Source organism: Clostridium sp. KNHs216, from assembly GCF_006714885.1.
Lineage (GTDB): Bacteria > Bacillota > Clostridia > Oscillospirales > Acutalibacteraceae > Caproiciproducens.
This window is the reverse complement of sequence record NZ_VFMF01000001.1, coordinates 2,853,039-2,875,710: the sequence shown is the minus strand read 5'-3', so window position 1 is coordinate 2,875,710 and position 22,672 is coordinate 2,853,039. Positions and strand designations below refer to the sequence as shown.

At 54.8% G+C, this 22,672-nt stretch carries 22 protein-coding genes; 2 read left to right on the top strand and 20 right to left on the bottom strand.

The features are described from left to right. Nucleotides 1–51: 51 nt before the first annotated feature. Nucleotides 52–390 carry an MGMT family protein gene (locus tag LY85_RS13845; protein WP_141827112.1) on the top strand — a complete coding sequence of 113 codons (339 nt, stop codon included), beginning with the start codon at nucleotides 52–54 and terminating at the stop codon, nucleotides 388–390. Nucleotides 391–523: 133 nt separating this feature from the next. Here LY85_RS13845 and LY85_RS13840 read toward each other — a convergent pair whose 3' ends face one another. The 9 genes from LY85_RS13840 to LY85_RS13800 all read right to left on the bottom strand — a co-directional run bounded on the left by LY85_RS13840 (nucleotide 524) and on the right by LY85_RS13800 (nucleotide 7,751). Continuing rightward, entirely contained in the window at nucleotides 524–934 is a 411-nt protein-coding gene (locus LY85_RS13840; RefSeq protein ID WP_141827111.1) for a M67 family metallopeptidase, read from the bottom strand. After that, nucleotides 931–1,734 (bottom strand): molybdopterin-synthase adenylyltransferase MoeB, encoded by an 804-nt coding sequence (moeB, locus tag LY85_RS13835; protein ID WP_141827110.1) that lies wholly within the window; start codon nucleotides 1,732–1,734, stop codon nucleotides 931–933. The genes LY85_RS13840 and moeB overlap by 4 nt, the downstream gene beginning before the upstream one ends. Next, the gene (thiS, locus tag LY85_RS13830; protein ID WP_141827109.1) at nucleotides 1,734–1,943 is read right to left on the bottom strand and encodes a sulfur carrier protein ThiS; all 210 of its coding nucleotides are present in this window, start codon (nucleotides 1,941–1,943) and stop codon (nucleotides 1,734–1,736) included. The genes moeB and thiS overlap by 1 nt, the downstream gene beginning before the upstream one ends. A 115-nt stretch (nucleotides 1,944–2,058) precedes the next feature. Next, nucleotides 2,059–2,304: a sulfurtransferase TusA family protein gene (locus tag LY85_RS13825; RefSeq protein WP_038322472.1), complete on the bottom strand. Its 246-nt coding sequence runs from the start codon at nucleotides 2,302–2,304 to the stop codon at nucleotides 2,059–2,061. Further along, a complete protein-coding gene (locus LY85_RS13820; protein ID WP_141827108.1) occupies nucleotides 2,297–3,157 on the bottom strand; it encodes a 4Fe-4S binding protein in 861 nt (286 codons plus the stop codon). Before LY85_RS13820 ends, LY85_RS13825 begins: the two co-directional genes overlap by 8 nt. A gap of 95 nt (nucleotides 3,158–3,252) precedes the next feature. Beyond that, entirely contained in the window at nucleotides 3,253–4,866 is a 1,614-nt protein-coding gene (locus LY85_RS13815) for a GTP-binding protein (protein WP_141827107.1), read from the bottom strand. Beyond that, the gene (cysD, locus tag LY85_RS13810; protein WP_141827106.1) at nucleotides 4,866–5,762 is read right to left on the bottom strand and encodes a sulfate adenylyltransferase subunit CysD; all 897 of its coding nucleotides are present in this window, start codon (nucleotides 5,760–5,762) and stop codon (nucleotides 4,866–4,868) included. The genes LY85_RS13815 and cysD overlap by 1 nt, the downstream gene beginning before the upstream one ends. Before the next feature lie 11 nt (nucleotides 5,763–5,773). Further along, nucleotides 5,774–6,088, bottom strand: coding sequence for a 4Fe-4S binding protein (locus LY85_RS13805; RefSeq protein WP_141827105.1), 315 nt, complete (start codon nucleotides 6,086–6,088; stop codon nucleotides 5,774–5,776). Further along, nucleotides 6,078–7,751: an adenylyl-sulfate reductase subunit alpha gene (locus LY85_RS13800; RefSeq protein WP_141827104.1), complete on the bottom strand. Its 1,674-nt coding sequence runs from the start codon at nucleotides 7,749–7,751 to the stop codon at nucleotides 6,078–6,080. The genes LY85_RS13805 and LY85_RS13800 overlap by 11 nt, the downstream gene beginning before the upstream one ends. A 232-nt stretch (nucleotides 7,752–7,983) precedes the next feature. Here LY85_RS13800 and LY85_RS13795 point away from each other — a divergent pair, with 232 nt between their 5' ends. Next, nucleotides 7,984–9,018, top strand: a complete 1,035-nt coding sequence (locus tag LY85_RS13795; RefSeq protein WP_141827103.1) for a LacI family DNA-binding transcriptional regulator — start codon at nucleotides 7,984–7,986, stop codon at nucleotides 9,016–9,018. A 230-nt stretch (nucleotides 9,019–9,248) separates the two neighbouring features. Here LY85_RS13795 and cysA read toward each other — a convergent pair whose 3' ends face one another. The 11 genes from cysA to chvE form a co-directional block, all read right to left on the bottom strand. Continuing rightward, nucleotides 9,249–10,307 (bottom strand): sulfate ABC transporter ATP-binding protein, encoded by a 1,059-nt coding sequence (gene cysA / locus LY85_RS13790; protein ID WP_141827102.1) that lies wholly within the window; start codon nucleotides 10,305–10,307, stop codon nucleotides 9,249–9,251. Between the two features lie 5 nt (nucleotides 10,308–10,312). Beyond that, nucleotides 10,313–11,122, bottom strand: a complete 810-nt coding sequence (gene cysW, locus LY85_RS13785) for a sulfate ABC transporter permease subunit CysW (RefSeq protein ID WP_141827101.1) — start codon at nucleotides 11,120–11,122, stop codon at nucleotides 10,313–10,315. Nucleotides 11,123–11,127: 5 nt separating this feature from the next. Continuing rightward, a complete protein-coding gene (gene cysT / locus LY85_RS13780; RefSeq protein WP_141827100.1) occupies nucleotides 11,128–11,976 on the bottom strand; it encodes a sulfate ABC transporter permease subunit CysT in 849 nt (282 codons plus the stop codon). 38 nt (nucleotides 11,977–12,014) lie between these two features. After that, nucleotides 12,015–13,091, bottom strand: a complete 1,077-nt coding sequence (locus LY85_RS13775; RefSeq protein ID WP_141827099.1) for a sulfate ABC transporter substrate-binding protein — start codon at nucleotides 13,089–13,091, stop codon at nucleotides 12,015–12,017. 440 nt (nucleotides 13,092–13,531) lie between these two features. Further along, nucleotides 13,532–14,227 (bottom strand): L-ribulose-5-phosphate 4-epimerase, encoded by a 696-nt coding sequence (araD, locus tag LY85_RS13770; RefSeq protein WP_141827098.1) that lies wholly within the window; start codon nucleotides 14,225–14,227, stop codon nucleotides 13,532–13,534. A 20-nt stretch (nucleotides 14,228–14,247) separates the two neighbouring features. After that, nucleotides 14,248–15,729: an L-arabinose isomerase gene (araA, locus tag LY85_RS13765; protein WP_141827097.1), complete on the bottom strand. Its 1,482-nt coding sequence runs from the start codon at nucleotides 15,727–15,729 to the stop codon at nucleotides 14,248–14,250. A 32-nt stretch (nucleotides 15,730–15,761) separates the two neighbouring features. Further along, nucleotides 15,762–17,420, bottom strand: coding sequence for a ribulokinase (locus tag LY85_RS13760; protein ID WP_141827096.1), 1,659 nt, complete (start codon nucleotides 17,418–17,420; stop codon nucleotides 15,762–15,764). A gap of 82 nt (nucleotides 17,421–17,502) precedes the next feature. Continuing rightward, nucleotides 17,503–18,576, bottom strand: coding sequence for a GntR family transcriptional regulator (locus LY85_RS13755; protein WP_141827095.1), 1,074 nt, complete (start codon nucleotides 18,574–18,576; stop codon nucleotides 17,503–17,505). Between the two features lie 96 nt (nucleotides 18,577–18,672). Further along, the gene (gene mmsB / locus LY85_RS13750) at nucleotides 18,673–19,857 is read right to left on the bottom strand and encodes a multiple monosaccharide ABC transporter permease (protein WP_141827094.1); all 1,185 of its coding nucleotides are present in this window, start codon (nucleotides 19,855–19,857) and stop codon (nucleotides 18,673–18,675) included. Beyond that, nucleotides 19,854–21,410, bottom strand: coding sequence for a multiple monosaccharide ABC transporter ATP-binding protein (gene mmsA / locus LY85_RS13745; protein WP_038322457.1), 1,557 nt, complete (start codon nucleotides 21,408–21,410; stop codon nucleotides 19,854–19,856). Before mmsA ends, mmsB begins: the two co-directional genes overlap by 4 nt. An 81-nt stretch (nucleotides 21,411–21,491) precedes the next feature. Further along, nucleotides 21,492–22,628 (bottom strand): multiple monosaccharide ABC transporter substrate-binding protein, encoded by a 1,137-nt coding sequence (gene chvE, locus LY85_RS13740; RefSeq protein WP_141827093.1) that lies wholly within the window; start codon nucleotides 22,626–22,628, stop codon nucleotides 21,492–21,494. Nucleotides 22,629–22,672 lie beyond the last annotated feature (44 nt).

Below are 22,672 nucleotides of genomic sequence, written 5' to 3'. Positions count from 1 at the left end.
TGTTTCATCTCGAAAACTGAATGGAATTCCTGTAGAGATTATGGAGGCTGCATGAAAAGGGAAGAATTTTATAATCTGGTTTACCGTGTGGTCGCCGTCATCCCGTATGGAAGGGTCACAACGTACGGACAGATTGCTTTGATGCTGGGGATGCCGCAATACGCAAGACTGGTCGGCCATGCCCTGCACAGCGCGCCCGGATATCTGGACCTGCCCTGCCACAGGGTGGTAAACAGCACGGGGCGGCCGGTCCCCGGCTGGAACGAACAGCGGACGCTTCTGTCAAACGAAGGCGTGTACTTTAAAGACAACGGCAATGTGGATTTAAAACGGAGCATCTGGCGGCGGGACGCGTCGGACATACGGGAGAATATCCCAAAGAACCTATAGAAAAAGAAGCCGGGCATCAATGCCCGGTTTCTTTTTTATCACTCTTCTGTTTTTTCGGCCAACACTTGAGGCTTTCCGGCCTCACACAGCATTCGCGCGGCCTTAAAAGGTCAAAAAGGTGTTGCGGGAGTCCTCATATTATCTCCAGCATCTGCGGCGTAACCATGCCGTCCGCGATCCCGAACGCTTTCAGTACCGGCGTTTCCTTCGCCAATGAAAGAATCAGGTAGCTGGCCTTTGAATCATAGGCCAGCCGGATATCTTCCCCGGATGGCCGCGCGGGAGTGGAAGGATGGGAGTGAAAGTTTCCCAGCGGCGAAAGGCCCAGCGCGCGCATATCCCGGACGGCCGCAAGCTGCTCCCCGGGGTCAATGGAAAAATGCTCCGGACTTTGGTCGGGGTTTGATAAAAGGTACACCTTTTCTACGGTCTTAAGACCGCCCTCTGCCGTTCCCGCAATCAGCCCGCAGGATTCATTGGGCAAGCCCGCTTTTGCGTGGGCGACAATGGCGTCATAATCCGCTTGTTTGAGTCTGACAGTCATTTTAAATCACACACCGCCTGTTCGTAATCAAACGGCTTCAAAATGGTGGGATGCTCCCCGCAGACGGCGCAGTCCTTCGCCGGCGGCAGCTTGATTTTGCGAAACTCCATTTTGAGGGCGTCATAAGTCAGCAGGTACCCGGTCAGGAGCTCCCCCCTGCCGATGATGTATTTGACCGCTTCCATTGCCTGCAGGGAGCCGATCACGCCCCCCATGGCCCCGATGACCCCGGCCTGCCTGCAGGTGGGTACCGCGTCCGGCGGGGGCGGCTCTTTGAAAACGCAGCGGTAGCACGGCCCCTGCCCCGGTACATAGGTCATGAGCTGGCCCCTGAAGCGGATAATCCCCGCATGGGAAAAGGGCTTTTTCGCCAGCACGCAGGCGTCGTTGATGAGGAATTTCGCGGGAAAATTGTCAGTGCCGTCGATGATAAAATCATAATCCGCAATCAGCTTCATGATATTGTCCGCCGACACAAAGGTCCGGTAGGTATTGACCGCAATGTCCGGGTTGATGGCCTCCATGGTCTCTCTGGCCGACTGCACCTTTGCCTTGCCTAAGTCCGGGGTGGTATGAATGACCTGCCGCTGAAGGTTGGACAGGTCCACCTCGTCGGCGTCGGCGATGCCGATGGTCCCCACTCCGGCGGCGGCCAGGTAGAGAGCGGCGGGCGCGCCCAGGCCCCCCGCCCCGATAATCAGCACCTTGGCGTTCAACAGCTTCTTCTGCCCTTTCACGCCCACTTCGGACAGGATAATATGGCGAGAGTAGCGTTCCAGCTGGTCATTGGTAAAAGCCATCAGGGTTGCCCTCCTCCCATGAAGTACAGAAATTCCACGATATCGCCGTCCTGCAGAACGGTTTCGGAAAAGGTATCTCTCTGGATAAATTCATCGTTGACCGACACGGTAACATACTCCGGCGTCTCCACCTGCTCCCGTTCGATCAGCTGTGCTACAGTCAAGCCCCCGGCGTATTCTTTTTGAACTCCGGCCACGGTAAGTTTCATTTTGACTCCTCCAAAATTCAATTGATCGTTTCACGTATTGTTTCCCTGCCTGTAACCCCAACTTGCGGAGCTGTTCCGCGTATCTGTCCGGGCTTGCCGATCACCTGACCGGCGCTTAATCGGCCGTTTTCCGGACAATGAGGTTATAGGTGCCGTCGCCGTTGTCAGTGAGCTTCAGAATCTGATGCCCTTCTTCTTTGACGCTGCGGGGCACATTCTGCACCGGCTCACCGTCATTCATGCGAATAGAGAGAATCTGTCCCTCCTCCAGTTCTTCCAGCGCGACCTTTGCCTTAACAAAGGTCACCGGGCAGACCACATCCGTGATATCCACTGTTTCGTCAATGAGGTATTCACCCACGATACGCCGCCTCCATTTCTGCTTGGAATACGTCCCAGCCCGCCCGATCGATAGCCACCCGGAAACGTTCGCTGGGCTTGGCGTGCCGATCAAAAAACGTCAGGGCCGCGTCAGCCACCCGGAACAGCGTCTCCTTGTCATGGATAATGGGTAAAAACTGCTTTCCCTTGGCGATCAGGTTCCCGAAGGTGCCGCCGAAAGAAAGAAGATACCCCGGTTCGCTTTTCCACGCGTCAAAGGGACAGGATTTGGCGCACCGGCCGCAATAGCTGCATTTGCTTTCGTCCAGCAAAATCTCGCTGTCGGTTTGGGTGATGGCCCCTTCCCGGCAGGCTTTCGAGCACACGCCGCAGAGGGTACAGGCATCCGGAAGCCACTCGACCGCATAGCCGCCCTTAATGCCCAGATCGTTTTCCTCCGCCTTGAGGCAGTTGTTCATACAGCCGGTGATCCCGAATTTGAATTTGTGGGGCAGCTCCCGGCCAAAATAGCGGTCGGAAATTTCCACCGCCAGCGAGTAGGTGTCGATGCAGCCGGAGGAGCAGATTTTGCTGCCCTGACAGGCTGTGACCGTGCGCACGCGGGGCCCGCACACGCCGGTGTCGACGCCCCCCGCTTTCAGTTCCGCCTTGACCGGCTCCACATCGTCCAGCTTGATGAAGGGAATCTCCACTCCCTGCCGGGAGGTAAGATGCACGTACCCGTCGCCGTATTTTTTGCTGATCTCGGCGACAGTCAAAAGCTGGTCGGCAGTAAGGTTTCCGCCCACCACCTTCAGCCGGAGGGAAAAATTATTTTTCTGCACCTGCCTCATAAATCCGCCGTTTTTTAACGCTTTGTAATCAGTCGCCATTCAAAATCACCGCTTTCTTGTATTTTGGAAACCGCCCGGGAATCCGGCCGGAGGGTGAGAATCGCTCCGCCATGCCGCCGTGCAGCGGCTTTATGCTAAATCTCATAATCTTTCTCCCAAACCATCACCCTGCGGTACTTTCCAAAGTCCCGCGGCGGGTTTGTTTCCAATTCGATGCCATTTGCGTCCAGGAGAGGGTATCGGCGTTCACGTGAACCAAATCCGGCAAAAATGCCGCCCCGGATATTGGCAAAGCCAAAGTCGGACGCCAGATCGAAATCGGCAGGATATTCGAAGGCCCCGCTCTGCAGGGGCAGCGCATCCCCCTTTGCATAGGTGACCGGCGAAGGGCTGTGCCGCAGAACGGTATGGACGTCCGCATGATAGTAAAAACGGTCGAAAAGGTTGATTTTCAGCTTGTCGGAGCCGTCGCGCAGGAAAACGCCGTCCCGCTTTCCGTCCCCCGCGGCCTCAATGATGCCGCAGGCGGCGGTGGCGTGGGTGATCCGGTCAATTAAAATCAGCTCGCCCAGCGTTTTGTGCAGACGGAATTCATCCAGCACCGCCGGTTCGGAAAGCACGATCTCGCACCGGACGATTTCATTTTTGGTAACCGAGCTGGCGGAAAGCAGCGCGCCGCTGTTTACGTCCACCTTATGGCGGATTCCCGTAACAATGGCGGGGAGCAGCTTCGTCCCCAGCTTGATCCAGTAATCCTTTCCGGGAACCAGCTTCTGGTCATCCATCCAAAGCAGGGTGGCCGAGAAGGATTTTGCCGTTTTCAGTTCGGCGTTTCTGGCCAGCACACAGCCGCGCGAAACATCCACCTCGCGGTCCAGCTGAATGGTGACGGGCTGGCCCAGAGCCGCGTCCTCCGCCTGTTTATCCGCGATATGAATTGACTTGACCAGCGCGGCTTCGCCGCTGGGCAGGGCGGTCAGCAGATCGCCGACCGCGACTTTTCCGGCTTCAATCTGTCCCTGAAAGCCGCGGAAGCTGTGGTCCGGACGGCAGACCCGCTGTACCGGCATATAGAACCCGGCTTCCGGCGCGCCCCCCGAAATGTCCACCGTTTCCAGATGCTCCAAAAGGGTCTCGCCGCGATACCACGCCATTTTGCCGGAATGCTGGGTGACATTGTCGCCCTCGGTGGCCGAAACGGGAATGATAACCGCGTTTTCCAGCCCCAGCTCCGCCCGGAGCTTTCCGATCTCCCCGGAAATCTCGAGAAAGCGTTTTTCATCATATCCGATCAAATCCATTTTGTTTACCGCGAACACAAAATACCGGATGCCCATCAGGGCGCAGATCCGGGCGTGACGGCGGGTCTGTACCAGCACGCCCTGAGAAGCGTCCGCCAGAATCACCGCCAAATCGGCAAAGGACGCCCCCACCGCCATATTCCGGGTGTATTCCTCATGACCGGGGGTGTCCGCCACAATGAAGCTGCGCCGGTCCGTGGTAAAGTAGCGGTATGCCACGTCAATGGTGATTCCCTGCTCGCGCTCGGCCATCAGGCCGTCCAGCAGGAGGGAGTAGTCGATTTTCCCTCCCCGGCTGCCCACCTGACTGTCCAGGACCAGCGCCTGCTCCTGATCGGTGTACAGCAGCTTGGAATCGTAAAGGATATGCCCGATCAGGGTGGATTTTCCGTCGTCCACGCTGCCGCACGTGATAAATTTTAGAAGTCCGTTTTCCGCATTGCTCATTAGAAATATCCCTCCCGTTTGCGCCGTTCCATGCTTCCCGCCTCTTCGTTGTCAATGACCCGGCTGGTACGCTCGGAGGTCACGGCGGCAAGCGTTTCGGCAATCACCGCGTCCAGCGTGTCGGCCTCGGATTCTACCCCGCCGGTAAGGGGGTAGCAGCCCAAAGTGCGGAAGCGCACCTTTTTCATCTGCGGCTTTTCTCCCGGAAACAGGCGCATCCGGTCGTCGTCCACCATAATGATATTGCCGTCCCGGTACACCACCGGGCGCTCGGCAGAAAAATACAGCGGCACGATCTCAATATTTTCACGGCGTATGTATTGCCAGATATCTTTTTCCGTCCAGTTGGAAATGGGGAATACCCGCATGCTTTCGCCTTTGTTGATCCGGGTATTGTAAAGCTTCCACATTTCGGGCCGCTGATTTTTGGGGTCCCAGGCATGATGTTCATTGCGAAAAGAAAAAATCCGTTCCTTAGCGCGCGACTTCTCCTCGTCGCGCCGTCCGCCGCCAAAAGCCGCCGTAAACTGATATTGGGTCAGCGCATCCCTGAGCGCCTGCGTCTTCATGATGTCGGTATAGGCCGCGCCGTGGTCGAACGGGTTGATTCCCTGGGCGATTGCGTCTTCATTGCGATGAACCAGCATATTGATGCCCAGTTCCTTTGCCCGCCTGTCCCGGAATTCAATCATTTCATGAAACTTCCAGCTGGTGTCGATGTGCAGAAAGGGAAAGGGCGGCTTTTCAGGATAGAAGGCTTTCAGGGCCAGATGGAGCATGACCGACGAGTCCTTGCCGATGGAATAGAGCATGACCGGCCGCTCGCATTCCGCGGCTACCTCCCGGAAAATATAGATGGCCTCGGCCTCCAGTTTATCTAAGTGCGTCAGTGGCATGGAGTTCACTCCTAATAATTATTTGAATCGCGGCTGTCCACCGTGAGGGTTTTGGCGCTGCCGTCCGGATTCGTGACCGTCCAGTGCAGCAGGTTGTTTTCCCGCCGGACGGTAAGCCGGCCGCCGAGACCGCCCATATCTTCCCCCAGAAACATGGCGATCGCCTGTACCGGGCATTCCTTTACGCAGGAAGCGCACCCCCAGCATCTTTCGGCACGCGGGATCACCGCTTTCCCCGTTTTGTCCAGGCGGATCAGGCTGCCGGGGCAGACTTTGCGGCACCGCCCGCAGCCGATACATTTTGCCGCGGTAATTTCAATGCTCATACGCGTCTCCCTCCCGCACAAGCGGCCTGAAAATCATGTTCAGCCGCCCGTTTTCCAGCCGGGAATTGACATAGCAGTTCCACTCGGCGCCGCTTTCCGGGTAATCGGTATTTTCGGCGAAGCTGTGCCAGCGGGTTTCCTTTCGCGCGCCCAAGTGGGCGATCACCGATTTGCAGAGTGTAAGGCGCTCGCGCAGCTCCAACAGGTAAACCAGCTCCTGCATCTCCGAAGCGGCCAGCAATTCGGTTTTCCGTTCCAGCTCACAGATTTTATCAGCGGCTATGCGCAGGGATTTCTCTGAAAAACGGTAATGAGCGCCGATTCCGCCCGCGTATTCGTCCATCACGGACTGCATGGCTTCTTCCAGCTCGTCTGTACCGTACGGCACCGCGGGGCGGTTCAGAAAGCCCTCCAGCCATCGTTTTTTTTCTTTGACATCCCCCGGATCGGGAGGGGCTGTTTGATCGTCCATATAGGCTGCCGCCGCTCTCGCCGCGATCTCCCCTTCCAAAAACGCACCCGTAACGTATTTCTGCGGGCAGCCTCCGGCCACATCCCCTGCCGCGAACAGGCCTTTGATCGTGGTTTCGCGGCTGGTGTCCACCCAATACCCGCTGGCGGTGTGCCCGCCGACGATATACGGCTCGGTACCCTCGATCTCTACATTCTGCACGCCCGGCGTCCGGCCGCTTTCCAGCCACCGAAGGGTTTGACTGGGGGCCATATTGAGATAGGCTTTTTGCAGATCCTCATCCTGCTCTTTGGTGATTCCCACGGTTCGCAGATAACAGGGGCCGCGCCCTTCCAGATTTTCCATCACCGTGCCATGCACCCGCTGGGAGGTGGTAATGCCGTATTTCTGCTCGTATCCCTCGCCCAGCGCGTTGATCTGCTTTGCGCCCACCCCCTGCGCCAGCGTCCCGGTCGGGGCAATGGTGTCCTTGCAGCGCAGAGCGATAAAGCGCATCTCAAAGGTGGTCATTTCCGCCCCGGCAAGAATGCCCATGGCGTAGCCCGCACCCGTATTGAAAGGCGGATACCACATTTTATGGCGGGAAAAACCGGGGTGGTTGGGCCGGTACAGCCCCGCCGCGCCGCCGGTGGCACAAAGCACGGCTTTGGCCGAAATCACATAGAGCACCGGTTCGTCGACGCCGATTGCATAAGCCCCGAAAATCCGGCCGTCCCTGACGATATACTCAAACACATTCACCCGGTTCAGCACGGTGATCCGCGGCTGAGCGGCAACGGCTGCGGCTAAAATCGGCTTGATATTCTCGCCGTTGATTTTGATATTGCGGCTGCCGCGGGCCGCATACCGTCCCTGATCATCCTTCAGGATCGTCAGCCCCAGGGACTCCATTCTGGCAGCCGTGCGATTCAGCCCCTCGGCCATGGTCAGCAGAAGATCGCCCCGGACAATCCCCTGTGCGTCCGCACGGGCATAATCCACATAATCCTGGGGCGTTTTCCCCGGCACGATATAGGCGTTGATGGCATTGACTCCGGCAGCCAGGCAGCCGCTGCGTTCGATATCCGCCTTCTCGACGATCAGCACGCTGCCGCCGGACGCTTCGCAGAAGGTCAGCGCCGCGTAACAGCCCGCCGTGCCGCCGCCGATAATCAGAAAATCCGTGGTCAGCGTTCTGATTTCCAAATCCATCTTAATTACCTACTTTACATACATATTTAATATGATATTGATTATTATACGCGGGATACGCCGAAAAAGCCAGCGCCGATTCCGCAAACGTTACACAAAAAATCTGTACCATTCAAAGCGCAAATCAGCGCAAACGTTTTCCGGTTTTCCGCTTGCAATTTTGATGGAAAACAAGTATTATATTAAACATATAATTTTAATATGTATTTATGAACGGAAAGGAGGAATCCAGTTGACATTGAAAGAAATCGCAGCAAAAGCCGGGGTGTCTGTTTCGACCGTATCACGGATTATCAACTCCCCGGACGACAGCTTTGCCCGCAAGGAAGTTCGGGACCGGGTCTGGTCGATTATCAGGGAGACAGGCTACACGCCCAATCAGAGCGCCCGGGAGCTGAAGCAGGGAAGAACGAGGGCGCCCAAAGCGCCTGCCGGTGCGGTAGCCTGCATTTTGGGCAGAACGAAAACAATCGACGACGATCCTTTTTTTGCGCAGCTCGCAAGGGTCATCGAACAGCAGGCGATGGAATGGGGCTATCCCGTGCGGCTTTCCTATTCGGTTTTCGATATCAAAACGATCGTGCCGGAGAAAATCGAGCTGTTCAAAGCGGACGGAGCCATCGTTCTGGGACGGTTCAGCAGCGACTATATCGGCTTCCTGGAAAAGCACTATCGGAACCTTGTCTACGTGGGCCGCAACATCATCTCCGCCGGCTGCGATCAGGTCATCTGCGACGGATACGAGGCGACACAGATTGCGATGAAGCACCTGATTTCCTGCGGTCACCGGCGGATCGGCTATATTGGCGAGATTGCAAACGAGGTCCGATATCGGGCGTATCTCGATACGCTCCGCGAACATAGGCTGGATTGCTCCGCAGGCTTGATCAGCAACTGCCCGCAAAACGGAGCCGGAGGATATCAGGGGGCGGAGCATCTGCTCAGAACAGCAAGTCCGCTTCCCACCGCAGTTTTCTGCGCAACCGACATGGTCGCAATCGCCGCCCTGCGCCGTTTTACAGAGGCGAAAATCAAGGTCCCGGAACAGCTTTCCGTCATCAGCATGGATAATATTGAACTGTCCGGATACGTTTCCCCGATGCTGACTACCGTAGGGATGCCCATCGTCGAAATGGGAAATGTGGCGGTGCAGATTCTCATCAACAGAATCCAGAAACGGCACAGGCTGCCTTTGAAAATTTTTTTGCCGAACAAGCTGGCGATCCGGGAGAGCGTTGCAAATTTAAACGCAGAAATCTGCATATGACGTTTCCCCGCGTACAACAGCGCCGAAATGCGGCAGCGTTTCCCAGAACCGCCTGAAAATCAGAAATGCACCTTGGTACGGCTGACGACAAGCCAAATCAAGGTGCATTTTTGTACAGCTTAGTTTGTGGCGGAACACTTTCAGTCAGCCGGCTCAGCGGCGCCGTTCCGACCGGCAGGGCCGGGATTTCGCTGCTGCCGGGAATCGTCCGCCCGCGGGGAAAGGCGGCTTTAAATGTAAAATGTCTGTTCGTTATTTAAGGATGCGTTTTCCACCAGCTGGACCTGCCGGTCGTTATAGAGATACAGCCGGTAAATCAAAACGCTGACCTCCTCGCCCACGGTGAGCGGGTCGTCCTCCAGAGAACGGTAGGCGATCAGCTTTTCGCCGCCGACGTTCACCCGCAGCTCCAGCACATTGCCGCGAAAGAAAATGTCTTCCACCGTCCCGCGCTCCGAGGCGTGGGGATAAAGCTCCTTATCCACCTTCGTGACGTGCACAAATTCGGGCCGGAGCACGGCTGTGGCATAGCCTTCATTGGTTTCAAACCCGTGGAACCTGCCGTAATCTTCCACGACGATCGATTCCCCAATGAATTTTGAGGCAAAGGGGGTGGCGGGATTCTTGTAAATGTCTACCGGCGTTCCGATCTGCTCGATTCGCCCTTTGTTGGTGATGATGATTTCATCCGCAACCTCCACCGCCTCTTCCTGGTCGTGGGTGACGAAGATGCTGGTGATGCCCACCTTGTTGATGGTCTCTCTCAGCCAGGTGCGCAGTTCCTTGCGGACCTTGGCGTCAATGGCGGCAAAGGGTTCGTCGAGCAGCAGCAGATGGGGCATTGGCGCCAGCGCGCGGGCGAAGGCCACCCGCTGCTTCTGCCCGCCGGAAAGCTGGTGCGGGCGGCGTTTTTCCAGGCCCTCCAGCCCAATCAGCCGAATCAGCTCACCGACCCTCTCTTTGATATACGCCTTGTCTTTCTTCTGCACCTCAAGCCCAAAGGCAATGTTGTCGAACACCGTCATGTAGCGAAAAAGCGCATAATTCTGGAACACAAAGCCGATTCCCCGTTCGCTGGCGGGCAGGTCGTTTACCCGCTGGCCGTCAATGACGATGGTGCCGCTGTCCGGCGTTTCGAGCCCGGCGATGATACGCAGGAGAGTGGTCTTTCCACTGCCGGAAGGACCGAGCAGCCCGATCAGTTTGCCCTGTTCAATGGAAAAGCTGACATTGTCCGCCGCCTGAAACCCACCGAATTTTTTATTGATATTCTGAAGCTCCACATACATATTGCTTACCTCTTTTCTCTCTTGATGCGGTGTTCTACGATATTGCGCAGAATGAGGATGATTACCGCGATCAGGACCAAAATGGAGGAAACGGCAAAGGCGGCCGTTAGCTGGAATTCATTGAACAGAATCTCCACATGAAGCGGGAGGGTGTTGGTTTTGCCCCGCAGATGTCCGGATACCACCGATACTGCGCCGAATTCGCCCAGGCTCCGGGCGGTACAGAGAATCACGCCGTATAACAGCGCCCATTTGATATGGGGAAAAGTGACCCTGCGGAAAATGGAGAAGCCTTTGGCCCCCATCAGCGCGGCGGCCTCCTCCTCTTCATTGCCCTGAGCCTGCATCAAAGGAATCAGCTCGCGGGAAACAAAGGGGAAGGTAACAAAAATCGTGGCCAGCACGATGCCGGGCACGGCAAACACAATTTTGAGATTCATCGCTTCCAAAAGCGGATAGGCCCAGCCGATCCGACCGAACACGAGAATGAACACCAACCCCGCGATGACGGGCGAAATGGAAAAGGGAATGTCGATCAGGGTGGTGAGCGTCTGCTTTCCCCGAAAGCGGAATTTGGTGATCGTCCACGCCGCGAAGATGCCGAACACCGTGTTGACAACAATCGTAATCCCGGTCGTCAGCAGAGTCAGCTGCAGCGCCTTGACCGCGTACTCGTCGGTAATGGACTTGGAAAAGGTCTCCCAGCCCTGCCGCAGGGCATAGACCAGCACGGTGGCAAGGGGCAGGACCAGCATAACGACCAGAAATGTCCCTCCCAGCAGGATGAGGGTCCCTTTGATCATTTTTTGTTTCATCCGGTTTACCCCCTTGCGATTTTATTGATTCTGGCCTGGATCAGATTGATGCCGAACAGCAGAACAAAGGCGAATACAATCATGACCAGCGCGATGGAGGTGGCGGCGGCGTAGTTGAACTGTTCCAGCTTATTCATGATAATCAGCGGCGTAATCTGCGTTTTATAGGGGATGTTCCCCGCGATAAACACCACGCTGCCGTATTCCCCGATACAGCGTGCAAAGGCCAGCCCGAACCCGGTCAGGGCGGCGGGCAGAATTTCCGGGAACACCACCTTAAAAAAGATGCGGGAGCGGCTGGCCCCCAGCACCAAGGCCGCTTCCTCGTACTGCGGGTTCAGCTTTTCCAGCACCGGCTGGATAGAGCGCACTACAAAGGGGATGCCGATAAAAATCATGGCAATCACAATACCGGCGGTCGTGTAAGAAATTTTGACGCCGATCCGGTCAAACAACCGGCCGATCCACCCTTTGTCGGAATACAGGGTGGTCAGCGAGATACCGGCCACCGCGGTGGGCAGGGCGAAGGGCAGTTCGATCAGGCCGTCCAGCACCCGCCGGAACGGGAATTCATAGCGGGTCAGAATCCACGCGAGGAGAATCCCGAAAACCGCGTTGACCACGGCGGCAATGGCCGCGCAGGACAGGCTCACCCGATAGGTAGCCACCGTCTGCTTGTCGGTGATCACCCGCCAAAAATCAGCGAAGGTCGTACCCGAAAGGGTCAAAAAAACCGAACACAGGGGAATCAGCACAATCAGGCTGAGCATGGTGACGGTAATCCCCATGGAGAGCCGAAAACCCGGTATGATATTATTTTGTCGCTTTCTGGAACGCTTTTTCAGAGGAAACATATGCAGGCCCCCTATGATCGGTAATCGTAAAGGAATCACTATTTTTTATAAATCTGGTCAAAGATCGCACCGTCCGCAAAGAACTTCCCGGCCGCTTTTTCCCAGCCCCCGAAATCGTCGTCGATGTTGACCATCTCGATATTCAGATTAAAAGTGTCGCCGAATTCCTTCAGAATGTCGGGGTTGGAGGGGCGGTAGTAGTTTTTACCCTCCAGGCGCTGTGCATCGTCCGAATAAAGGTATTCCAGATACGCTTTGGAAACTTCCTCGGTACCGTGCTTTTTGGCGTTGGCATCCACTACCGCGACCGACGGCTGGGCGAGAATGCTCAGGGACGGGGTGATGATCTCAAAATCATCCGGATGCTCTTTCTGGGAAAGGAAGGCCTCGTTCTCCCAGGCCAGCAGCACATCTCCCTGCCCGTTTTCCACAAAGGTGGTGGTGGCGCCGCGGGCTCCGGAATCCAGCACGGTCACGTTGGCGTACAGCGATTTCAAAAACTCCTGGTCTTTGGCTTCGTCTCCGCCGAATTTCTTATCCGCATATGCCCAGGCCGCCAGAAAATTCCAACGTGCCCCGCCGGAGCTCTTGGGATCGGGGGTGATGACTTCCACGCCGGATTTCACAAGATCGTCCCAATCCTTTAGATTTTTGGGGTTGCCCTTGCGGACCAAAAAGACGATGGTGGAGGTGTAGGGTGCGCTGTTCTTCGGGAACTCATTCACCCAGCCGTCCTCAATCAGGCCGCCTTTGCGCAATTCATCCACATCACCCTCAAGCGCCAGCGTAACCACGTCGGCCTCGTTGCCTTCCAGCACCGAACGGGCCTGTTTGCCGGAACCGCCGTGGGACTGGGTGATTTCCACCTTCTGCCCCTTCTCTTTCTCCCAGTATTCCTGGAAAAGCTTGTTGTACTGCTCGTAAAGCTCGCGGGTAGGGTCGTAGGAAACATTGGAGATGGCCACCAGCTTGGCGGAAGACGCGGCGGACGCGGAAGAATTTACGGAAGAGGCCGCGGAAGAATTATTTCCGGCGCAGCCGGCCAGAGTTCCCGCAACCGTGGCCAGGGCGATTGCCAGAGCCAGTGTTTTTCTGAAAGAAAATGTATGTTTCATAGAAATATCCCTCATTTCATCGTTTTAGATTGTTTGCAAACCGGATTTGGAGGTGATTGCCGCATCACATGATCTATCCTTCCAAATCCGTGCAACATCGAAAACGAACCGGGATACGCAGGTTGCTTCTGTTCAGCATGAGTATCACCCTTACCTCTTAATACATATATAATTGATATGTATAGTATTATTTTATAATACCCTAATGCTTCCGGTTCTGCAACGGGAAATTAAGCAATCGTTTGCGCGGTACCGTCATAAAGCGCCTGATTCTGATGTCCTAATATCTCCGGCTTCCCTCGCATGAAACTGTACTTTTATGGACTCCCCTAACCGGCGTCCCCGGCGGGCAACCTGATTCTGTTTCCGAAGCAACCTAAAAAGAAAGGCCATGGCGAATTCGCCATGGCCAGGGAGGAAAGTATTGAAAAAGGTTCTTGTTAGCGATTTTGTCCGTAATACGCGTGCGCACCATGCTTGCGCAAGAAATGCTTATCAAGCAGTTCCTGCTGCATCGGTCCATCCTGGGCCTCGGCCATCTCCTGAGTGTGCCAGGCCATCATGGCCAATTCTTCCAGCACTACGGAATTGTGCACCGCCTCAAAGCAGTCCCTGCCCCAGGTAAAAGGCCCGTGGGAATGCACCAGGACGGCGGGGATATTGGCGGGATCCGCTTTTTGAAATGTTTCCACAATTACATTGCCGGTTTCCGTTTCATAGGCGCCCGCGATTTCTTCCGGGGTCATTTTTCTGGTACAGGGGATCGGCCCGTAAAAATAGTCGCCGTGCGTGGTACCGTAAGCCGGAATGGACTGTCCCGCCTGCGCCCAGATGGTCGCCCATCGGGAGTGGGTATGGACAATTCCGCCGATCGCGGAGAAATTCCGATACAGGACGCAGTGCGTCGGCGTGTCGGAGGAGGGATTCAGGTCGCCCTCTACCTTTTCCCCGTTCAGGCTCATCACGACCATATCCTTCGGTTTGAGCCTGTCGTATTCCACGCCGGAGGGTTTAATGACAAACAGCCCGGATTCCCGGTCGATTCCGGAAACATTCCCCCAGGTGAACACCACCAGATTGTGGGCGGGGAGCTGACGGTTCGCCTCGCAGACCTGTTCCTTCAATTCTTCCAGCATTCGTCCTCATCCCTTCCGGATTACTTTTTGAGCTTCCAGATCAGATCGTTCCAGGTAAGTTCCTTGCGAAGCTCGTTGATCTCGGTTTCTCTGCCGATGTGAATAAATTCAATATCCATGATTTCAGCGAAATCACGCAGCTCTTCCGCCGTAAGCGAATAGCTGATGACGGAATGGTGCGCGCCGCCCGCGTAAATCCACGCTTCCGCGGAGGTTTCAAGGCTTGGGAGCGGCTTCCAGAGAACGGCGGCCACCGGGAGGTTTGGCATTTCGTGAACCTGCTCCTGGCATTCCACATCGTTGACAATCATGCGGAACCGGTCGCCCATATCAATAATCGTCGCAAGCACCGCCGGACCCGATTTCGCTTTGAAGGTCAGGCGCGCCGGGTCCTCGCGGTCGCCGATTCCAAGCGGAACCACCTTGATCTTCGGGCGTTCCGCGGCGACACTCGGGCACACTTCCAGCATATGGGCGCCCATGTTCATGCCGCACTCCGGGTCAAAGTTGTAAGTGTAATCCTCCATAAACGCCGTACCGCCCGTGCAGTCGGCCGCCATGAGCTTCATAATGCGGCAGAGCGCCGCGGTTTTCCAGTCGCCTTCCCCGGCGAACCCGTAGCCCAGGCGCATCAAATCCTGCGCGGCGAGACCGGGCAGCTGGCGTAGCTGCTGCAAATCCTGAAAATTGGTGTGGAAAGCGCCGAACTTTTCTTCTTCCATGAACTTCCGAAGCGCAACCTCTTCCCGCGCCTGATAGCGCACGGCTTCGAGATTCTCCGTTGCCATATCGTAAACCTCGGCGTATTGCTCCATCTGGGCGTCGATTTCCTTCTCGGTAACGGCTTCCACCATGCGGATGATATCGCCGATACCGTAATGGTCGACCTGCCAGCCGAATTTGATGTGCGCCTCCACCTTGTCGCCGTCCGTTACGGCCACTTCGCGCATATTGTCGCTGATACGGAGCACGCGGAGCCCGCGGCTTTCAAACGCGCCGACCGCCGCGCGCATCCAGCGAGCAATACGGTCACGCATCCCGGCATCCTTCCAGTAGCCGGAAATGACCTTCTGCGGAATACGCATACGCGCAAGGATAAACCCATGCTCCCTGTCGCCGTGGGCGGACTGGTTCAGATTCATGAAATCCATGTCGATGCTTTCCCACGGGATGTCGCGGTTGAACTGGGTATTGATGTGAAGCAGCGGTTTCTGCAGGACGGAAAAGCCGCGAATCCACATTTTTGACGGAGAAAAGGTATGCATCCAGGTAATAATGCCCGCACACCGGGGAGCGTTGTTTGCCTCTGTGATCACCTTATAGATTTCATCGGAATTGCGCACCACGGGCTTAAAAACCAGGGTGCAGGGAATGGACGGGTCCGCGTTCCACTCGTCTACCATCGTTTTGGAATGCTGATCGACGGTTTTCAGCACATCTTCTCCGTAAAGGTCCTGGCTTCCAACCACAAACCAGAATTCGTATTTTTTTAAAGCTGACATATGTATCCTCCGATTATTCCTAATTTTAAAGATTATTTTTGCTTCATTGCTTTCAGGTGCTTCATCACATCATTTTCACCGCGCCCGAAATAGTCGTGCAGGGTGCGGTATTCCCGGAACAGCGCATCGTAACGCTCCGAGTTTTCAGGGATCGGAGCATAGACGGTGTCTTTGATTTTTCCCATTGCGCGGGCCGCTTCAAACACGCTGTCGTAGCCGCCGGCTTCCTTTCCCGCCGCGACGGAAGCGAAAATGGCGGAACCGAGCGCGGGCCCCTGAAGGGAACCCGCAATCTTCACGGGCATTTTAATTACATCCGCGTAAATCTGCATGGTCATCGGGTCCTTTTGTGAAATCCCGCCGGAAGCGTAAAACTCCTCGACCGGAACGCCATGCTCACGGTAATTTTCAATAATCATACGCGTACCGTAGGCGGTCGCCTCAATCAGCGCGCGGTAAATTTCCTCCGGTTTGGTCCGGAGCGTCATTCCGACCATCATACCGCTCAGGTCGACGTCGACCAGAACCGAACGGTTTCCGTTCCACCAGTCCAAAGCAAGCAGGCCGCTTTGCCCGGGGCGCAGCTTTTCCGCCTTTTCCCGCAGGTACTGATGAATATTTTTGTTTTGCCGGTTCGCTTCTTCCCAATAGGAAGCAGGCAGGCAGTTGTCGATAAACCACGCGAAATGGTCCCCTACACAGGACTGCCCGGCCTCATAGCCGAAATAGCCCGGCATGACGCCGTCTTCTACCACGCCGCACATTCCCGGCACCTGGTGCTCCTCTTCGCCCATCATAATATGGCAGGTGGAGGTGCCCATAATGGCCAGCATTTTGGACGGCCCGTCGATTCCGACCGCGGGCACGCACACATGCGCGTCCACATTACCGACGGCGACCGCGGTGCCCTCCCTCAGGCCGGTGAGCTTTGCCGCCGCCGGGGTCAGCGTGCCCGCCCTGTCCCCGAGCGGAAGAATGTCACGGGAGAGCTTTTCCTCCACCACATGCTCCAGCTTTGGATGAAGGGCCTTGAAAAAGTCATCGGAGGGGAAGCCCGTGCGCTTGTTCCAGATTTCCTTGTAGCCCGCGGTGCAGGAATTGCGGGTCTCTTTTCCGCAGAGCTGCCAGATAATCCAGTCCGCCGCTTCGATGAAACGATCCATCGCGTCATAGATTTCGGGGTCCTCTTCAATGATCTGCCAGATCTTTGGAATCGCCCATTCGGAAGAAATTTTTCCGCCGTAGTTTTTCAGCCACGGCTCGTTTCTCGCCGCCGCGATTTCGTTCAGGCGGTTTGCCTTATCCTGCGCGGCGTGGTGCTTCCAGAGCTTGACATAGGCGTGCGGGCGGTTTCTGTACGCCGGAAGAAAGCTTACCGGCGTTCCGTCCGCCTTGACCGGCAGAACGGTGCAGGCCGTAAAATCCGTTCCGATTCCGATCACATCGTCCGGGGACACACCGGATTCCCTGAGGATGGCCGGAACCGTATTTGCCAGCACGTCAAGGTAATCCTGCGCGTCCTGCAGCGCCCAGTCGTGGCCGAGCGGCGTTCCGTCCGGCAGATTTTTATCCATTACCCCATGAGGATACTCGTAAACGGAAGAAGCAAGTTCTTTCCCGGTATGAACATCCACCAGAACCGCCCGGCCGGAAAGTGTGCCATAGTCAACTCCTATTGTATATTTTGACATAACAACATCCTCCATCGTAAAAAATGTACGTACAACTTTGTCGAAAACAGAAAGGCTTCTCAGCCCCTTTCTGTCTTCTGTCTTATTCGAGCACTCTGACGGACTTGCGTTCTACGATCGTCGGTTCAAAATCGACCGTGGCCTTAAATGCATGGTCCTGAATCAGGTGCAGCAGGTTTCGCGCCGCGGTTTCGCCCAGCACATTCATGGGGTGTGCGACCGAGGTAAACGGAACCTCACAAAGATCCGCAAGATCGGAATTATCAATACTTACCAGAGACAGGTCATCCGGAACCGCAATGCCGTTTTTCTTCATAATGTCCACCATCTGCATGGCGATCTCGTCGTTGTAGCAAATCAGAGCGGTGCAGTCTTTTACACGCCGCAGGACGATTTCCGCAAACTGCGTAAGGTCGGGAATATCCTCCGTAGAATACCAGAGCACGTTTTCATCATGGATTTCATACCCCGCTTTCAGCAGGGCATCCAAATACCCGGCATAGCGCAAATGCCCCTGGTGGTCATCCGACTTAAAAATGCCCGCAATCCGCTTGTGACCCGCATCGATCAGGTACTGCGCGGCAATCAGGCCGGCCGTGCGGTCGTTCATGGATACATGCGGTATCTTAATGCCCGGATAACTGCTGTTGATAAACAGCACCGGAATCCTTTGCCGCTGGATTTCCTCATAAATCTCAGAATTCGGATTCGGCAGGCCGCTCTGGGTCGGCTCAATAATCATCCCGTCCACACCCTTTTCCAGCATGGAGCGCAGGACTCTGCTTTCGTTCTGAACCTTGTTGTGCGTAAAGGCAAGCTGCATGGAGTACCCGGCTGTTGTCAATACATTTTCAATGCCGCGGATAATCTGAGGAAAAATATACGCGCCCACATAGGTGGTGACCACACCGATGGTCATAGTGGGTTCCCGTTTGGCCGACGCGTTGAAAATGATGTAGGTGCCGCTGCCCTGCCTGCTTTCAAGATATTTGTCCTGCACCAGAATATTGATTGCCTGACGGACCGTCTGCCGGCTGATTCCGAACATTGCGCCCAGCTCGTTTTCGGAATACAGCTTTTCCCCGTATTTGAGCTCTCCCGTTTCGATTTTATTTTTGATCCAAGTGACCAGAGTCATATATTTTGGCATTTCCATCGCAGTGCTGCCTTCCTTTTTCCGTTATATTTTGAAATTATGATACATGAACCTTGTATAAATTGTCAATACATCTAAACAGCACTGGCAGACAAATCAGGAAGCCTTCTTTTTCGAAATCAAGTCGATTGTGACAGCGCCCAGAAGGACAAGGCCCTTCACGACTCTCTGGATATCGACGGACCAGCCGATCAGCGACATCCCGTTGTTCAGTACGCCCATGATCAGAGCGCCGACGACCGCACCGATAATGGTGCCGCTTCCTCCAAGTGCGGCCGCGCCGCCTATGTAACAGGATGCGATGGCGTCAAGCTCGAAGCCGTCGCCCGCTTTCGGCGTGGCGGACGCGTTTCTGGCGGAGAGGACGATGCCGGCCAAAGCACTCATCAGGCCCATGCTCACGTAAATCCAGAACATCACGCGCTGGGTTTTGATACCGGAAAGCTTTGCCGCTTTCGCATTGCCGCCCACCGCGTAAATCTGGCGGCCGGGAACCGTGTTGTTGGTAACGAAGGTGTAGATAATAATCAGTACCAGCATCAGCGCAAGAACAACCGGAAGTCCGTTGTAACAGGCAAGCTTGATGGTAAAGAAGTTAATAATCAAAATAATAACGGCAAGCTTCACGATCTCCTGCCATACGGCAGGCACTTCAAATCCGTAGAATTTTTTCTTGTTGATGGAACGGATTTCCAGATAAATGACGATCAGGGAGGCGACCACACCGGCCAGAATGGAAAGCAGTTCAATCTTCTGGCCGCCGATATAGGTATAGATTTCGGGAAGATAGCCTGCGCCGATCTGTACGTAATCCGTAGGCAGGGGGCCCTTTGTCTGACCACCGAGGATCACCATGGTAAGGCCGCGGAAAATCAGCATGTTTGCAAGGGTCACGACGAATGCCGGAACATTCAGATACGCGATAAAGAACCCCTGCCACGCGCCTGCCAGAAGGCCGCACAGCAGAATCACCACAAACGCAACGGCAATGGGAAGATGAAGGTCCAGAACCATAATGGCGCACGCGGCGCCGGTGAAGGCAACCACGGAGCCGACGGAAAGGTCGACATTGCCGGTCAATACACAAAGCAGCATGCCGACCGCAAGGATGACAACGTAGCTGTTCTGCATAATCAGATTGTTCACGTTCATCGGGCTGACATTTTTCCCGCCCGAAAGCAGATTAAAGATAAAATAAATCAAAATGAGGGCAATCAGCATTCCGTATTGCTTTGCATTTGTACTGCCGGATTTTTTCTTTGCAAGACTTGACGTACTCATATCGCCTGCTTCTCCCTTCTGGTATGTGACATAATGATTTTCATAATCATTTCCTGAGAAAAATCTCCCTTATCCAATTCCCCGGCTATTTCGCCCTGGTTCAGAACATAAATCCGGTCGCAGACGCCGAGAAGCTCCGGCATCTCGGAGGAAATAAAGATAACCGCCTTCCCCGCCTTTGCAAGTTCATTGATAATCTCATAAATTTCATATTTCGCCCCTACATCGATTCCGCGCGTCGGTTCATCCAGAATCAGGACGTCTGGGTTGGCAAGAATCCATTTGGAAAGAACGACCTTCTGCTGGTTTCCGCCGGAGAGCGAACCCGTGATCTGCCGGATGGAATTCGTTTTGATATTGAGCTTTCCGCGGTATTCTTCGGCAGCCACGATTTCTTCGTTCTGGTCAATGACCCAATGCCTGGAAAAACGGTCGCGCAGGCTCGAAAGCGTCATGTTCCAGCGAACGTCGTTGATCAGAACCAGCCCGTAGCTCTTCCGGTCCTCCGAAGCGTAGGCGATTCCGTTCCGGATCGCATCCTGAACGTCGCGCAGGACAAGCTTCTTTCCGTCCTTGTAGAGATCGCCGGAAATTTTGCTTCCGTAGGATCTTCCGAAAATGCTCATCGCGAGCTCCGTGCGCCCGGCGCCCATCAGTCCCGCAAAACCGACCACTTCGCCCTTCCTGACATTGAAATTGACATCCTTGAGCATGACGCGTCCGGGGTCGTCCGGATGGTGTACCGTCCAGTTTTTGACCTCAAACGCAACCTCGCCCGGCTTGCTTTCGCGGGGAGGATAGCGGTTCGTCAGCTCACGGCCGACCATTCCTTTAATGATCCGGTCTTCGTTCAGATCGTCCTGCCCTTTTTTCAGCGTTTCAATCGTTTTGCCGTCGCGGATGACGGTAATATTGTCCGCTACCTGACTGAGCTCGTTCAGCTTATGAGAAATCATGATGCAGGTAATTCCGCGCTCTTTCAGCCCCAGGATAATATTGAGCAGCTTTTTACTGTCCTCATCATTCAGGGAAGCGGTGGGTTCGTCCAGAATCAGCAGTTCCACCTTTTTGGCCAGCGCTTTCGCAATTTCGACCAGCTGCTGCTTGCCGACGCTCAGCTTATTGACCTGCAAGTTTACGTTTTCGTCGGAAAGGCCGACTTTTTCCAGAATTTCCTTTGCCTTCTGCCTTGTCTGGCTCCAATCAATCACATTTTTTACATTCGTAATTTCGTTGCCCAGAAATACGTTTTCCGCGATGGAAAGATAAGGGCTCAAGGCAAGCTCCTGATGGATAATTACAATCCCCTTCCGCTCACTGTCCCGAATGTCGCGGAATTTGCATTCCTCGCCGTTATAAATAATTTCACCGGAATAATCGCCGTAGGGGTAAACCGCGGACAATATGTTCATCAGGGTGGATTTCCCGGCTCCGTTTTCGCCGCAAAGGGCATGAACCTCGCCTCGTTCCACCGTAAGGTTTACATCATCCAGGGCCTTTACCCCGGAAAATTCCTTCGTGATATGCTTCATTTCCAGGATGACATCAGCCATGCTACGCACCTCGCTCCTGTGGTATTAATAGGTTGAGCGACAGCTGTGACACTGCCGCCCAAATTTTCAAGCTTGAACGAATCAGGAAATATCGGATTCCTTATAATACTCGGAATCGATCAGCTCTTTCTGGATATTGTCCTTCGTAATGGCAACAGGTGTGCACAGATAGGACGGAACGACCAGCTTGCCGTTGTTGTAGGATTTGGTGTCGTTGATTTCCGGCTGCTTGCCCTCCATCACGGCCTGAACCATGGTAACGCACTTTGACGCAAGCAGACGGGTATCCTTAAAGACCGTCATGGTCTGTTTGCCGGACTTGATGTTCTTAATGGCCATTGTTTCGGCGTCCTGTCCGGTGATGACGGGCCACTTTGTGCCGACCTTGTAGCCTGCGCCTTCCAGAGCGGCCGCAATACCGTAGGAAATGCCGTCAAACGGGCTCAGAACAACGTCAACGTTTTTGCCGGTGCTGTAATAGCCGGACAAAATGTCTTCCATTCTTTTCTGAGCGGTTTCCTGGGACCAGCGGAGAGTACAGATTTTGTCAAAATCGGTCTGGCCGGAAACAACGTTCAGCTTGCCGCTGTCGACATAAGGCTGAAGGACTTCCATTGCGCCGGTGTTGAGGAAGTGCGCGTTGTTGTCGTCGGGAGAACCCGCGAACAGTTCAATGTTGAAAGGACCCTTGCCTTCTTTCAGGCCCATTTTTTCTTCTATGTATTGGCCGATCAGTGTGCCTACGCCCTTGTTGTCAAAGGTTGCATAATAAGAAACCGCGTCGGTGTCCATCAGCAGACGGTCGTATGCGATGACCGGAATGTTGTTTTTCTTTGCTTCCGCAAGGACATTTACCAGAGCGCTGGAATCGATGGAGGCGATCACCAGGCACTTCGCGCCGCCCGTAATCATATTTTCGATCTGAGAAACCTGTGCCTGAACATCGTCTTCCGCATACTGCAGATCAACTGTGTAACCCAGCTTTTCGAGCTGCTCTTTCATGTTGTTCCCGTCACGGATCCAACGTTCGGAGGACTTGGTCGGCATTGCCACACCGACTTTTTGTCCGTTTGCCGCCGCGGAAGGCTGCGCTTCGTCAGAAGCAGCCGGCTGGGCATTTGCCGCCTGCGATGTGCTCGGTGCAGAGCCGCACGCCGCGGTTGCCAAAAGCATACACGCCGTAAGAAAAATCGCCATCAATCTTTTGATCCTTTTCATTCTTCTCTCGCTCCTTACATGTTATTAATACAACTTTTTATAAT

Excerpts from the sequence above, each read along its gene's own strand:
- LY85_RS13845 (WP_141827112.1), top strand. The coding sequence starts at position 52 with ATGAAAAGGGAAGAATTTTATAATCTGGTTTACCGTGTGGTCGCCGTC.
- LY85_RS13840 (WP_141827111.1), bottom strand. The coding sequence starts at position 934 with ATGACTGTCAGACTCAAACAAGCGGATTATGACGCCATTGTCGCCCAC.
- moeB (WP_141827110.1), bottom strand. The coding sequence starts at position 1,734 with ATGGCTTTTACCAATGACCAGCTGGAACGCTACTCTCGCCATATTATC.
- thiS (WP_141827109.1), bottom strand. The coding sequence starts at position 1,943 with ATGAAACTTACCGTGGCCGGAGTTCAAAAAGAATACGCCGGGGGCTTG.
- LY85_RS13820 (WP_141827108.1), bottom strand. The coding sequence starts at position 3,157 with ATGGCGACTGATTACAAAGCGTTAAAAAACGGCGGATTTATGAGGCAG.
- LY85_RS13815 (WP_141827107.1), bottom strand. The coding sequence starts at position 4,866 with ATGAGCAATGCGGAAAACGGACTTCTAAAATTTATCACGTGCGGCAGC.
- cysD (WP_141827106.1), bottom strand. The coding sequence starts at position 5,762 with ATGCCACTGACGCACTTAGATAAACTGGAGGCCGAGGCCATCTATATT.
- LY85_RS13805 (WP_141827105.1), bottom strand. The coding sequence starts at position 6,088 with ATGAGCATTGAAATTACCGCGGCAAAATGTATCGGCTGCGGGCGGTGC.
- LY85_RS13800 (WP_141827104.1), bottom strand. The coding sequence starts at position 7,751 with ATGGATTTGGAAATCAGAACGCTGACCACGGATTTTCTGATTATCGGC.
- cysA (WP_141827102.1), bottom strand. The coding sequence starts at position 10,307 with ATGTATGTGGAGCTTCAGAATATCAATAAAAAATTCGGTGGGTTTCAG.
- cysW (WP_141827101.1), bottom strand. The coding sequence starts at position 11,122 with ATGAAACAAAAAATGATCAAAGGGACCCTCATCCTGCTGGGAGGGACA.
- cysT (WP_141827100.1), bottom strand. The coding sequence starts at position 11,976 with ATGTTTCCTCTGAAAAAGCGTTCCAGAAAGCGACAAAATAATATCATA.
- LY85_RS13775 (WP_141827099.1), bottom strand. The coding sequence starts at position 13,091 with ATGAAACATACATTTTCTTTCAGAAAAACACTGGCTCTGGCAATCGCC.
- araD (WP_141827098.1), bottom strand. The coding sequence starts at position 14,227 with ATGCTGGAAGAATTGAAGGAACAGGTCTGCGAGGCGAACCGTCAGCTC.
- araA (WP_141827097.1), bottom strand. The coding sequence starts at position 15,729 with ATGTCAGCTTTAAAAAAATACGAATTCTGGTTTGTGGTTGGAAGCCAG.
- LY85_RS13760 (WP_141827096.1), bottom strand. The coding sequence starts at position 17,420 with ATGTCAAAATATACAATAGGAGTTGACTATGGCACACTTTCCGGCCGG.
- LY85_RS13755 (WP_141827095.1), bottom strand. The coding sequence starts at position 18,576 with ATGGAAATGCCAAAATATATGACTCTGGTCACTTGGATCAAAAATAAA.
- mmsB (WP_141827094.1), bottom strand. The coding sequence starts at position 19,857 with ATGAGTACGTCAAGTCTTGCAAAGAAAAAATCCGGCAGTACAAATGCA.
- mmsA (WP_038322457.1), bottom strand. The coding sequence starts at position 21,410 with ATGGCTGATGTCATCCTGGAAATGAAGCATATCACGAAGGAATTTTCC.
- chvE (WP_141827093.1), bottom strand. The coding sequence starts at position 22,628 with ATGAAAAGGATCAAAAGATTGATGGCGATTTTTCTTACGGCGTGTATG.